Origin of the sequence: Nocardia cyriacigeorgica NBRC 100375, assembly GCF_000308555.1 — a bacterium.
In the GTDB taxonomy this organism is placed as follows: Bacteria; Actinomycetota; Actinomycetes; order Mycobacteriales; family Mycobacteriaceae; genus Nocardia; species Nocardia cyriacigeorgica.
In genome coordinates this window covers 1-13,182 of record NZ_BAFY01000100.1, presented here as the reverse complement: position 1 = coordinate 13,182, position 13,182 = coordinate 1, and the positions used below count along the sequence as shown (strand labels likewise).

The following is a 13,182-nucleotide window of genomic DNA, read 5'->3' as shown; positions in this document are numbered from 1 at the left end:
ATAGAGAGTCGATGCGGCGAAGGCAACCACATTCGCGTGCCGTTTCCTTTCCTGCCGGACGCTGTTCGCCCAGGTCATCGGGCGCGACCGGGTTACGCGCGAGTAGGAGGCGGGTAGCCGGAATCACCTGCCCCGGTCATCTGGCACATCGTGTTCGCGGGCCGGATCGTTTCGCTCGGTCGCGGCGCGCGCGGGGCAGGTTTCGGCGCGCCGCGGCGGGGCACGCCCGTGCAAACAGCGGCGAACGGAGGAACAGATGCGAGTCCCGGGTGGTTCGGCCGCGAAGGGCAGGTACGGCGCGCCGGTGGTGCTGGCCGGCGCCGCGCTCCTCGCGGTGAGTGGGTGCGCCGACGGCGGCGACAACGATGCGGTGGCGACCACGGCGCCGCCGTCGACGACGGTGTCCGCCCCCGTGACGACCTCGGCGGTGGCCGCACTCGACGTCGAGGCATTGCGCAAGGCAGGCGGCACCGCGACGGCCGCCGTCGCCGGCAGTACCCTCGTCTCGATCGAGACCGAGCGCGACCATGGCTGGGAGGTCCAGGTCGTCACCGCCGACGGCGTCGAGCACGAGATGGAGGTGTCCGGCGACGGGGCCACCGTGACCATGGGCCCGGTCGCGAAGAACGAGGACGACGCCGACAAAGCCAAACATCGCGACCGGATCCGAGCCGCACGCGTGGATTACCGGGCGGCGGCCGACAGCGTGTTGCGGGAAGTCCCCGGCGGCACCATCACCGAACTCAACCTCGACAGCGACAACGGCACCACCGTGTGGGAGTCGGACGTGATCGACCCCTCCGGCACCAAGCACGAAGTGACCGTCGACGCCGTCTCCGGACGGGTGATGTCGAACACGACCGAACGCTGACTCCGCGCTTTCCCCGAGCCCGGCACAGCTCGGGGCCGGAAATCAGTGCGCGGCGGCGTCCCAGCTGCGGCCGGTGCCGACCGACACGTCCAGCGGCACCGACAGCTCGATCGCGGCCGCCATCTCCCGCCGGGCCAGCTCTTCGAGGGCTTCCCGTTCGCCCGGCGCGACCTCGAAGAGCAGTTCGTCGTGGATCTGCAGCAGCATCCGCGACATCAGGCCCGCCTCCTGAATCGCCTTGTGCACGTTGATCATCGCGACCTTGATGATGTCGGCGGCGGTGCCCTGGATGGGTGCGTTCAATGCCATCCGCTCGGCGGCCTCACGACGCTGACGGTTACTGGAATCGAGGTCCGGCAGATAGCGGCGCCGGCCGAACAGGGTCTGCGTGTAGCCGACCTTGCGGGCCTGCTCCACCACCTCGTGCAGATAATCGCGGATGCCGCCGAACCGGGCGAAGTAGACCTCCATCTGGTCCTTGGCCTCCTGCGTGCTGATCTTCAGCTGCGCGGACAGACCGTAGGAGCTCAGACCGTAGGCCAGGCCGTAGGACATGGCCTTGATCCGGCGCCGCATCTCCGGATTCACCTCGGAGATCGGGATGTCGAAGGCCTTGGACGCGACGAAGGTGTGCAGATCCTCGCCGGAGTTGAAGGCTTCGATCAGGCCGGCGTCGCCGGACAGATGCGCCATGATCCGCATCTCGATCTGGCTGTAGTCGGCCGTCATCAGCGATTCGTAGCCGGGGCCGACGACGAAGGTGTCGCGGATCTGGCGGCCGGTGTCGGTGCGGATCGGGATGTTCTGCAGGTTCGGTTCGGTGGAGGACAACCGGCCGGTGGCGGCGATGGTCTGGTTGAAGGTGGTGTGGATGCGGCCGTCGTCGCCGACGGATTTGAGCAGTCCGTCGACGGTGACCTTGAGCCGGGTGGCGTCGCGGTGGGCGAGCAGATGCGCCAGGAACGGGTGCTCGGTCTTCTCGTAGAGCGATTCGAGCGCGTCGGCGTCGGTGGTGTAGCCGGTCTTGGTGCGCTTGGTCTTGGGCATGTCGAGCTCGTCGAACAGCACCACCTGCAACTGTTTGGGCGAGCCGAGGTTGATCTGCTTGCCGATCACGCCGTAGGCCGCCTCCGCCGCCTCGTTCACCTTGTCGGCGAACTGGCGTTGCAGCGTTTCCAGCTGGTCGACGTCGACGGCGATGCCCGCGTCTTCGAGGGTGGCCAGCACCTCGAGCAGCGGCAACTCCATCTCATCGAGCAGCGCGGTGGATTCGATGCCGGCCAGCTCGCCGTCGAGGGCTTCGGCGAGATCGGCGACGGCGCGGGCGCGCAGCATCTCGGCCTGCGCGAGTTCGGTGTCGACGGCGTCTTCGTCGTCGAGCAGCGACAACTGCGGGGTCTCGTCGGTTTCGGCGCGCAGCTCCCGGTGCAGGTAGCGCAGCGACAGATCGTCGAGGTTGAAGCTGCGCTGCCCGGGCCGCACCAGATAGGCGGCCAGCGCGGTGTCGCTGGTGAGCCCGGCCAGCGTCCATCCGCGCCCGCGCAGGGCGTGGATCGCGGACTTCGCCTCGTGCAGCGCCTTGGGACGCGCCGGGTCGGCCAGCCAGGCACCGAGGCGGGCCTCGTCCTCGGGCGTCATCCCGGTGACGTCGATATAGGCACCCTCACCGTCGGCCGCGGCGATGGCGATCGCCTTGACGTCGCCGCGCCCGGGCGCACCGGAACCGACCACTGCCACACCGTGGCGCACCCCGGCAGGCGCGTGATCGGTGAGCCAGTCGCCGACGCTGCCCGGCGCCAGCGAGGAACCGCTGATCTCGAAACCGGACTCGGCTTCCGGGCTCGGCGGGGCCAGCGTCTCGAACAGCCGGTCGCGCAGCACCCGGAATTCCAGATCGTCGAAGAGCCGGTGGATGCGTTCGCGGTCCCACGGCCCCTGGGCGAGCTGGTCGGGGGTGTAGGGCAGCGGCACATCGCGCACCATTTCGGTGAGCTGACGGTTGAGCACCACGCTGCTCAGATGCGCGCGCAGCGCGTCGCCGACCTTGCCGCGCACCTCGTCGACCTTGTCGACCAGCGTGGCCAGATCACCGTACTCGCGGATCCACTTGGCGGCGGTCTTCTCCCCCACGCCCGGAATGCCGGGCAGGTTGTCACTCGGGTCACCGCGCAGCGCCGCGTAATCGGGGTACTGCGCCGGGCTGAGGCCGTATTTGGCCTGTACTTCCTCCGGCGTGAACCGGGTGAGGTCGGAGACGCCCTTACGCGGGTACAGCACAGTGACGTCGTCGTTGACCAGCTGGATCGAATCGCGGTCGCCGGTGACGATGAGCACCCGGTAGCCCTGCGGCACCGCCTGCGTGGTGAGCGTGGCGATGACGTCGTCGGCCTCGTAGCCGTCGATCGCCATCACCGGAATGCCGAGCGCGCCCAGCACTTCCTTGGTGAGTTCGACCTGCCCGCGGAACTCGTCGGGCGTGCTGGTGCGGTTGGCCTTGTATTCGGGGTAGGCCTCGGTGCGGAAGGTCTGCCGGGAGACGTCGAAGGCCGCCGCGATATGGGTGGGCTTCTCATCGCGCAGCAGGTTGATCAGCATGGCGGTGAAGCCGTACACCGCGTTGGTGGTCTGCCCGGTGACGGTCTTGAAGTTCTCCGCCGGTAGCGCGTAGAACGCGCGGTAGGCCACCGAGTGGCCGTCGATCAGCAATAGCGTCGGCCGCTCCCCCGTGGCCGTCGCGGCGGCACTCGACGCGGTGCTCGGTGCCGTGCCGGATCCGGAAGAGGCAGAACGCGGGGCTGTCGTCGGTGAACTCACCCCCCAGAGTCTAGGGACAGCCACCGACAAGTCGAACGGCCGACACCCGGGCGCGAGCGCTCACCCCACACCCAGGTACGCCGACTTCACCGCGGGGTCGACGAGCAGGTCGGCCCCGGTGCCGGTTTTGGTCACCGCACCGGTCTCCAGGATGTAGCCGCGGTCGCTGCGTTTGAGTGCCTGCCTGGCGTTCTGCTCGACCAGCAGGACCGTGGTGCCCTGCTGGTTGATCTCGCTGATGATGCGGAAGATCTGCTGGATCACCATGGGCGCCAACCCCATCGACGGTTCGTCGAGCAGCAGCAGCCGCGGGCGCGCCATCAGTGATCGGCCGATGGCCAGCATCTGCTGTTCACCACCGGACAGGGTGCCGCCGACTTGCTTGCGCCGTTCTTGCAACCGCGGGAACAGGTCGAACACTCGGTCCAAGGTGGCGGCGTACTCGGTCTTCTGTTTGAAAGGCCGTGCATAGCAACCCATGTCGAGGTTTTCCTGCACCGACATGCCGGGGAAGATGCCGCGGCCTTCCGGTGCCTGGATCAATCCGGCGACGACGCGTTCATGGGCTTTCATCCGGCTGATGTCGCGGCCTTCGAACACGATGCGGCCCTTGGTCAGCGGCAGCAGCCCCGACAGCGCCCGCATGGTGGTGGTCTTGCCCGCACCGTTGGCGCCGAGCAGGGTGACCAACTCCCCTTCGGCCACCCGTAGCGAGATACCGTGCAGCGCTTGGATTCTGCCGTAGTTGACGGAGATCTCGTCGACTTCGAGCATCGGTTCGGCTGTGCTCATGCGTCCTGTCCGTCCTCGTCGTCGGGCACCCCGAGGTAGGCGGCGATCACCGCCGGATCGGCCCGGATGTCGGCGGGCAGCCCGTCGGCGATCTTGCGGCCGAATTCGAGCACCACGATCCGGTCGGTCACGCCCATCACCAGCCGCATATCGTGCTCGATCAGCAGTACGGTGAACCCGTCGTCGCGGATCTTGCGGATCAGATCCATCAACGCCGATTTCTCGCTCGGGTTGAACCCGGCGGCGGGTTCGTCCAGGCACAGCAGTTTCGGTTCGGTGGCCAGCGCGCGGGCGATCTCGAGGCGACGCTGATCGCCGTAGGACAGGTTGCGTGCCTTCTCCACCGCGCGCGGGGCGATACCGACGAACTCCAGCAACGCCATGCCGCGTTCGATGGCGTCGCGTTCCTCACGCCGATGCCTGGTCGTGCGGAAGATCGCGCCGGGCACCGAGGTCTTGTGCCTGGCATCGGTGCCGACCACCACATTCTCCAGCGCCGTCATCTCCCCGAACAGCCGCACGTTCTGGAAGGTGCGGGCGATGCCGAGGCGGGTGATGGCGTTGCGTTTGGTCTTGGTGAGCGGTTTGCCGTCGAAATACACCGTGCCCGCCGACGGCCGGTACACGCCGGTGATGGCGTTGAAGCAGGTGGTCTTGCCTGCGCCGTTGGGCCCGATCAGGCCGAGGATCTCACCCCGGCGGATCTCGAAGCTGACGGCATCGAGCGCGGTCAGGCCGCCGAACTTCACCGTCAATCCCTCGGTGCGCAGCAGCGGGGCGCCGACCTCGGTCTCGATCTCGCGGCGTGGTGCGACCGCCTCGGCGACCGCGGCCGCGTCGGCCAGGGCCGGATCGACGGCCTCGACGTCGACGGTGCCCGCCGACTCCACCTCTGGTTCCGCGACATATCCGGCGGCCATGTCGTCGTTGTCGAACAGTGCGTCCCCCGCGCCCGGTCCGGTCATCGCTGCGCTCCCCCCGGTTCGCCCGGCATCGGTCTGCGCACGGCGAGATAGATCTGCCTGCCGTAGGCCAGCAGTTTCTGCCGCACCGGGAACAGGCCCTGTGGCCGCAGGATCATCATCACCACCAGCGCGATGCCGAAATACAGATACTTCAGGTCGCCGAGGGTCTGCGCGCCCTGCGGCCGGAACAGCAGCACGCTGCCGAGCAGGACCAGCCAGTACACCCCGAGCACCACCATGACGGTGACGAACAGCCTGCGCACCCACACGCCGCGTTCGCGCATCCACCGCTTCCACGCCCATGCCGATCCGGCGAACACCACCGCCAGTACGCCGAGCTGGATGTAGCCCGCGGTTTCATCGGTGACCAACTGCACCGACATCAACCGGTTGGGCAGGTACACGATCAGGAAGGCCCCGACGATGACGCCCAGTTTGTTGCCCTGGCCGCCGATCACCACCGCGCACAGGAACAGCATCGAGTTGATGATGTTGAACCCGGTCGGATTGATGAACTGCACCTGGCCCGCGTACAGCGCCCCGGACAGCCCGCCGACGGCGGCGCCGATCATGAACGCCCACAGCTTGAATTTGAACGCGGGCACGCCCATGATCTCGGCCGCGTCCTCGTCCTCGCGGATCGCGACCCACGCCCGGCCCACCCGGCTGCGTTCCAGATTGCCGACGATGAGCAACACCACGATCACGAAGATCATGCCGAGCCAGTACCACCAGGTGCCGGAGTTGGCGCGGTCGAGCAGGTTCGCGCTGTCGCCGTCGCCGACGTTGCCCGCCGAGAACACCCCGGTCGGGCGCTCCTCGGATTCGCCGACGCGCGGGTAGGCGATACCGGACAGACCGAGGCTGCCGTTGGTCAGATCACCGAGGTTGTCGGCGAGCAGTCGCACGATCTCACCGAAGCCGAGGGTGACGATGGCCAGGTAGTCGCCGCGCAGCCGCAGCGTGGGCGAGCCGAGGATCAGCCCCGACACCGCCGTCACCGCGATGGCCAACGGCACACACGCCAGCCAGGCCCAGTCGGAGTCGAGCCAGTCGCCGTCGGTCTGGTTCCACGGACTGTTCGGGCTGGTCAGCAGCCCGACGGTGTAAGCGCCGACGGCGTAGAAACCGACATAGCCGAGGTCGAGCAGACCAGCCTGCCCGACCACCACATTGAGCCCGATGGCGATCAGCGCGTACATCGCGAACTGCGCCATCACCCCACCGAAACTGGTGCCGGGGGTGTCCAGCAGCGGCGGCGGGAACAGCGGAAGCAACGCCAGCGCGATGATCGCCGGAACCCCGACCGCCCACTGCGCCGGCCGGCTCAGCCCTTCCCACCAGCCGCGTAGCGCGTCGCCCACACCGTGCATGGGCCGCGGCGGTGGCTTCGGCGCTTCGATCGGCGTGGTCTTCTCACTCATGCGCGGGCCCTCCCGAGACTTTCACCGAGGATGCCCGTCGGCCGGAACATCAGCACCAGCACCAGCACCACGAACGCCACCACATCGCGCCATTCGGTGCCGAACAGGATCTGCCCGTAGTTCTCGGCCAGCCCGAGCAGCAGCCCGCCCAGCAGCGCGCCGCGCAGATTGCCGATACCGCCGAGCACCGCCGCGCTGAACGCCTTGATGCCGAGCACGAAGCCGCCGGAGTAGATGATGCCGTTGGGAATTTTCAACGCGTACAACAGCGCCGCCGCACCGGCCAGCACACCGCCGATGAGGAAGGTCAGCATGATGACCCGTTCCCGCGAGACGCCCATCAGCGTCGCGGTGTCGGGATCCTGGGCCACCGCCCGGATACCGCGGCCGAACTTGGTGCGGTTGATCAGCATCTCGGCCGCCGCGGCCAGCACCACCGCGGCCACCACGATCACGATGGTCACATTGGTGACGTCGGCGCCACCGAAGCTGAACTGCACCGTCGGCTCGACCAGGATGATCGGTTGCTGGGCATTGGTGCCACCTAGGTCCGGCCACAGCTTCGGCAGGATGAAGTGCACGAATTCCTGCAGTACGAACGACATTCCGATCGCGGTGATCAAGAAGATCAGCGGTTTGGCGCCGCGGCGGCGCAGCGGCCGATACGCCACCCGCTCCAATCCGACCGCCGCCGCGCCCGAGACCGCCATACCGAACAGCATCGCCAGGCCCAGATAGGTGACGGTCAGGATGACGCCCTGGGAGTACACATCACCGCTGGGCGAGAACCCCAGCAGCATCAATCCGACGTACTGCCCGAACATGCCGAGCATGAACACTTCCGAATGGGCGAAGTTGATCAGCCGCAGCACGCCGTACACCAGCGTGTAGCCCACCGCCACCAGGGCGTAGATCGCGCCGTAGGACAGCCCGTCGACGGTCAGCCGCCAGAATTGATCGATCACCCCCTCGTAGTTGAAGTCGATCGAACCGTCGGCAAGCGGTAACGCGCCGACATACACGCTAGGAGTCATCCCTGCCAAGCCCTCATCGCTGTCGCCCCTGATGGATCGGCGCGTACCCCGACCCTCCGGCAGGGTCGTGGGTACGCGCCGGTGCCGCTCCCGCTACTTGACCTCGTACACCCAGATCAGCGCGTTGGACAGCTCGCCGTCGGGGTTCCACTTGTACTGACGGGCCAGGCCGGCGCCGTCATAGGTGCGCACGAATTCCAGCAGGTCGGGCCGGGTGATCTTGCCGGAGTCGATGCCCTTGGCCAGGATGGTGGCCAGGTCGTAGGCCTCCACCGAGTAGACGCCGGGGGCCTGGCCGTTGAGTGCCTCGTACTCGGTGGTGAATTCCTTCGGCGCCGGGCCGCACGGGCACGACAGCACCGCGCCCTTGGCCGAGCTGCCGGCCTGGGAGACGAACTGCGGATCGTTGCTGCCATCGGCGGAGACGAAGGTCGCGTCCACCCCGCCGGACTTCAACTGCTGGGCCAGCGGTGCGGCCTCGGCGTAGTAGCCGGAGTAGAAGATGGCGTCCGGCTGCACGGCCGCGATCTTGGTGACGGTGGCGGAGAAGTCCTTGTCGCCTTCCTTGATGCCGGCCGCACAGGCCGGATCGGCCACCGGGCCCAGCGCGGCGGTGACGCTGGCGGCCAGGCCGGTGCCGTAGTCGGTGTTGTCCTGGACGACGCACACCTTCTTGTAGCCGGCCGTATTGATCATGTAGTTGGCCACCGACGGCCCCTGCACGTCATCATTGGCCAGCCCGCGGAAGAAACTGCGCCAGCCGTTCTGGGTGAGCGAGGCATTGGTGGCCGACGACGACACCGCCACCAGGCCCGCATCGCTGAGGATCTGGCCGGTGGCCTTGGTCTCGCCGGAGAAGGCCGGGCCGACCAGGCCGATGATCGTGGGGTCGTTGACGATCTGCGGGATGACCTGCGTCGCCTTCTGCGGGTTGCCCTCGGTGTCGAACTGCTTCAGCACGATCTGGCAGCCCGGATTCGCCTTGTTGTGTTGCTCGATGGCCAGCTTCGCGCCGTTGACGATATTGATGCCCAGTGCCGCGTTCGGCCCGGTCAGCGCGCCCGCCATGGCGATGGAGGTGCCCGCCGGGCAGGTCGCCGAACCGTCACCGGCGGGGTCGGCGGCGGCCGCGGTGTCGGCGGAGGGCACTTCCTTGCCCTGGGCGTCGATCTGCATCACCGGCTGAATGGACAGGCCCCCGGCGTCGGTCCCGGTGGCCTCCGAATCCCCCGTCGATTTGTCGCTGCATCCGGTCAGCACCAGGGCTGCGGCCGCGCCGACCCCCAGCACTCGCACCGTACGGTTTCGCCACGTCGAACTAAGCACGATTCACCTCTGCGTTCCTGTGCTCCCCCGGCCAACCGAGGAGGCCGACCACTCAGCCTGCGCAGAAACATAGCGTCGGCACGTTAGATCCGCATCACATTCGGATCATGCAGATGACATCGTGTCGAATTCTTTTTCGCGTTTATGTTTCCTCGACGTAAAACGCACTGTGAGTGCCGCCGCGGAACCCGATCACTGCGGCGTGAGGTTCTCCAGCACCACTTCCGCGACCGCCTTCATGGTGGTGCGGCGATCCATCGCGGTGCGCTGAATCCACTTGAAGGCCTGCGGCTCCGACAGCCCCTGGGTCTGCATCAGCACGCCCTTGGCGCGCTCGACCAGCTTGCGTGTCTCCAGCCGCTCCGACAGGCTCGCGACCTCACCCTCCAGCGCGGTGATCTCATGGAACCGGCTCGCCGCCAGCTCGATCGCGGGCACCAGATCCGACTTCGTGAACGGCTTCACCAGGTAGGCCATCGCCCCCGCGTCGCGGGCCCGCTCGACCAGATCGCGCTGACTGAACGCGGTCAGGATCACCACCGGCGCAACACGTTTCGAGGCGATCTCGGCGGCCGCGTCGATCCCGTCGCGGCGCGGCATCTTCACGTCCATGATCACCAGATCCGGGCGATGCTCCACCGCCAGATCCACCGCCTGCTGCCCATCGCCGGCCTCACCGACCACCTGATAGCCCTCTTCGGTGAGCATCTCCACCAGATCCATGCGAATCAAGGCCTCGTCCTCGGCGACGACGACGCGCTTGGCCCCGGCGCCGGCCTTGGCGTCCGCGCCCGCAGTAGTGCTCATAGAAGACCCCTCTGGTTCGATGCTCGAGCCCCGACGCTCGACTGCGGCCACCGCCGGACCAATCCGGCCGAAGAGCCACCGCCACGCCATCGAGTGATGTAAAGAGTACCTTTCACTTCGGCATAGAACGCATATACCCAGCGCAAACCTCACCCAGGTCACAACGAGGGCAGCCGGTTCGCCGAAATCCCCACCCACCCGCTATGCTTTCCCTCCGGTGCGCCGAGTTGGCGGAACTGGCAGACGCGACGGTCTCAAAAACCGTTGTCCTCACGGACGTGTGGGTTCGAGTCCCACACTCGGCACCAGGTCAGGCGGTATTTTTGCCGTCGCTTTCGACGTCGTCATCTCATGCAGTCCGCAATCGGTCCGCAGCAGTCCTGGCCCCCGCGTCCATCCCGAGCGCCACAGCGTCGAGATCGTCCGGGAACAGGTGCCCATACAGGTCCAGCGTCAGCGTGGCCGTCTTGTGCCCCAGCATCCGCTGAACCACCTTGATATTCGCCCCGGCACTGATCGCCAGCGACGCCGCCGTGTGGCGTAGACCATGCGGAGCGATCTTGCTCAACCCCACCGCCTTCGCGGCTTGATCGAATACCCACCGGAACTCCGTCGACTCGAGGTAGCCACCTTTCCGGCTCGGAAAGACGAGTGCGTCGGGTCGACGACCATTCATGAGGTTGGCGAGCTCCTTTGCCAACGTCTCCGGGACCGGGACAGCACGAGCCGTGTGGTTCTTAGTGTCGGTCACTACCGTGCCCGCACCCCGGACATAGGTCGCCGACCGCGTCACCCGGATGCGCCGGGCGTCGAGATCGACGTCCATCACCCGGAGCCCGGTCGCCTCACCGAACCGGATACCGGTGTAGGCCAGCGTCAGCACCAACGGCCGGAACCGACCGGCCGCCATCGCCAGCTTCAACACCTGAAGGTGAGACAGGTACGGCCGCTCCCCCGCCATCATCGACGGCAACTCGACATCCTCGGCCGGATTGGAAGCCAACCGCTTCGACTTCACCGCGAACCGAAGAATCTGGCCGAGCACCTGATACGACTGAATGACCCGCGACGCCGACAGGCCGCGACCTTCGAACCGCGTGCTGCCCGACTCCGACAAGCTGACCACCCATTCCTGGATGTCCTCGAAATCGATGTCGCGCAGCGGGACCGACTCCCACCTCGGGAGCACGACCGTATCCAGCAACGACCGATAACCTGCCACGGTCTTCGGTTTCCGGAACTTCTTTGTGGCAAACCATTTCTCGGCGACCACGCCGAATAGGACACCGCTGCGGTCGGGGTCGACCCACGTGCCCGTGGTTACCTTCGTCGTGACCTCGGCGTCGAGAAAGTTCTGCGCCGCAATCTTGGTGTCGAACGATCGCGACCGCTCGACACCACTTGGATCGACGTACCGGGCCCGCCACCGCTTTCCCTTACCGAAGCGTTCCGTGGACTTGACCTTCTTCTTGGTTATCTTCCCGGTCACCGGGTCCACGTTGACCACGGTCGGGTACCAGCGGTCCTCGATACCCGACCGTTGGTTCCGAGTCGCCGCCATTACGCAGCCTCATCACGTCGGCTCGCCTGCTCCTGCTCTTGCTCTGCGATCCAGGCCAGCACCGCCGATTTCCGCCATACCCGGCGGCGGGGCCCTAGCTTGAAACTGATCGGGCCGTATCCGATATGTGCCCACCATCGCCAGGTGGCCTCCGGAATCCCCGTCAATTTCTCGCAGTCCTTCGCCCGCAAGTAACCTTCGTCCTCATTCATAAGATGACTCCTGCTCTGTATCTCGGATTTCTTGTACCGAAAGCTGTTCCGCCCCAGGCAGTTATGGTTGGCTGAGGCGAACGATGCAATTCGGGTCGTCAATCAACGCTCTGTAGGACCGGAGTCGTCAAGCGATCAATCCCACCCATTCCCATTTCGCGCAATTCAGGCAAGCGCCGCTGCGGCGGGTTCGGCGCACACCGCGGCCGCCGCGAGAGAATGTGGTCTGGCCCCGTGCGCCGGGCGTGGTAACGCGGTCCGGCAGTGCGCAATCAGTAATCGCCTGCCCCGGCAAGCAGCTTCTGCCGTTGGTTCAACTGTGCAATCGGGACCGAGTCATTTGCGCTCGAAGACGGCTGCACACCAGTCACGAGGTCAGACCGTGACGCCGCACGAAGCTATGCGTCGTATGCGGCCGACTGCGACAGCCCAGTGGGCCATGGTTTAGGTCTCGCAACCGGTCGTGCTGTAGCGCGGTGAACGGATGTGCACGGATGAGGGCATGAGGAACGCTCCTGGCATCGAGTGAGGCGGGTACATTCCTTCAACTCCGTCGGCGACGGCCGTTTTCAACAGCACATAACAAACGACAGACCGGAGGAGTCGGCAACCCGCAGTTGTCCTCAACGCCCAACCGGCCGTCGATCCGGATGTCGATGCAGAAGCTGAAGCCGATCACACCTACGACGCCTGTGGACCGCATCCCGGGGGGAGTTTCCCGTGGCTCTAGTTTCTGCGAACCAAGCCTTGGCTTCGATCGCAGCGCGATTGGCTCGCATGCGCCATATGAGTCTAGTGTCCGCCTTCTCCGGATCCTGACGTGTCGAGTTCCAGAAGGTGTCCACGAGCGAGTTCTTCGATCCAGCCGACAGTGTCAGGCACCGAAGCTGCATCCAGGCTGGCAGTCTCGGTGTAGCCATTCTCGGCGGCGATAGCGCACGCTGGAGCCATCGGCACGCCCGCGCTTCGCCATCGCGCGATGATGGCTCGCTCGATGGCCAGCGCATCGACCCGCCGAAGAAGCCACCAACATTGCTCGCCGTTCAATTCGACGACGCGCCACCCACGTCGGCCATGAACTCGCAGCCGACTGGACGTTCTTCGGGCCACACCGATCTTGAGAGCTCGACGGCGCTCCGATTTGATCAGATACAGCGTGGTTGGTTCGCTGGCGCGACATTGACCGGCACAATCCGGGCACCGTGTCCGCGTTTCGTCGTTCAGGTCATAATCGCTTGGCAAGTACCAGCCCATGGCGTGTGCTATGGCGCGCAGGGCGGCGCGAGCAGAGCGGTCGGCAGTGGCTTGGCCCCCGACATGGTTCACGCGGAATCGCACTTCTGCCTTGGGAAACTCGCGGCCGCAGATGCCGCAGC

The 13,182-nt window shown here is 66.4% G+C and carries 10 protein-coding genes and 1 tRNA gene; 2 read left to right on the top strand and 9 right to left on the bottom strand.

Annotated elements, in window-relative coordinates:
• Positions 1-256 precede the first annotated feature (256 nt).
• Positions 257-871, top strand: a complete 615-nt coding sequence (locus RJ05_RS09575; RefSeq protein WP_036535770.1) for a PepSY domain-containing protein — start codon at positions 257-259, stop codon at positions 869-871.
• Between the two features lie 42 nt (positions 872-913).
• Here the strand turns inward: RJ05_RS09575 and polA are convergent, their stop codons facing one another.
• The 7 genes from polA to RJ05_RS09540 all read right to left on the bottom strand — a co-directional run bounded on the left by polA (position 914) and on the right by RJ05_RS09540 (position 10,033).
• Positions 914-3,685, bottom strand: coding sequence for a DNA polymerase I (gene polA, locus RJ05_RS09570; protein WP_081597252.1), 2,772 nt, complete (start codon positions 3,683-3,685; stop codon positions 914-916).
• A 60-nt stretch (positions 3,686-3,745) separates the two neighbouring features.
• The gene (locus RJ05_RS09565) at positions 3,746-4,477 is read right to left on the bottom strand and encodes an ABC transporter ATP-binding protein (protein WP_036535765.1); all 732 of its coding nucleotides are present in this window, start codon (positions 4,475-4,477) and stop codon (positions 3,746-3,748) included.
• Positions 4,474-5,442, bottom strand: coding sequence for an ABC transporter ATP-binding protein (locus RJ05_RS09560; protein ID WP_036535762.1), 969 nt, complete (start codon positions 5,440-5,442; stop codon positions 4,474-4,476). Before RJ05_RS09560 ends, RJ05_RS09565 begins: the two co-directional genes overlap by 4 nt.
• Positions 5,439-6,866 carry a branched-chain amino acid ABC transporter permease gene (locus tag RJ05_RS09555; RefSeq protein ID WP_081597251.1) on the bottom strand — a complete coding sequence of 476 codons (1,428 nt, stop codon included), beginning with the start codon at positions 6,864-6,866 and terminating at the stop codon, positions 5,439-5,441. The genes RJ05_RS09560 and RJ05_RS09555 overlap by 4 nt, the downstream gene beginning before the upstream one ends.
• Positions 6,863-7,900 carry a branched-chain amino acid ABC transporter permease gene (locus RJ05_RS09550; RefSeq protein WP_048833243.1) on the bottom strand — a complete coding sequence of 346 codons (1,038 nt, stop codon included), beginning with the start codon at positions 7,898-7,900 and terminating at the stop codon, positions 6,863-6,865. Before RJ05_RS09550 ends, RJ05_RS09555 begins: the two co-directional genes overlap by 4 nt.
• A gap of 93 nt (positions 7,901-7,993) precedes the next feature.
• A complete protein-coding gene (locus RJ05_RS09545) occupies positions 7,994-9,190 on the bottom strand; it encodes a branched-chain amino acid ABC transporter substrate-binding protein (protein WP_036535758.1) in 1,197 nt (398 codons plus the stop codon).
• A gap of 228 nt (positions 9,191-9,418) precedes the next feature.
• On the bottom strand, positions 9,419-10,033 hold the full coding sequence (locus RJ05_RS09540) for an ANTAR domain-containing response regulator (RefSeq protein ID WP_014350328.1): 615 nt from the start codon (positions 10,031-10,033) through the stop codon (positions 9,419-9,421).
• Between the two features lie 221 nt (positions 10,034-10,254).
• Here RJ05_RS09540 and RJ05_RS09535 point away from each other — a divergent pair.
• Positions 10,255-10,341, top strand: a tRNA-Leu gene (locus RJ05_RS09535).
• A gap of 41 nt (positions 10,342-10,382) precedes the next feature.
• Here RJ05_RS09535 and RJ05_RS09530 read toward each other — a convergent pair.
• On the bottom strand, positions 10,383-11,594 hold the full coding sequence (locus RJ05_RS09530) for a tyrosine-type recombinase/integrase (protein ID WP_169332950.1): 1,212 nt from the start codon (positions 11,592-11,594) through the stop codon (positions 10,383-10,385).
• Between the two features lie 1,004 nt (positions 11,595-12,598).
• The coding region (locus RJ05_RS31375) for a hypothetical protein (RefSeq protein ID WP_162140629.1) at positions 12,599-13,182 on the bottom strand (584 nt) is incomplete at its 5' end.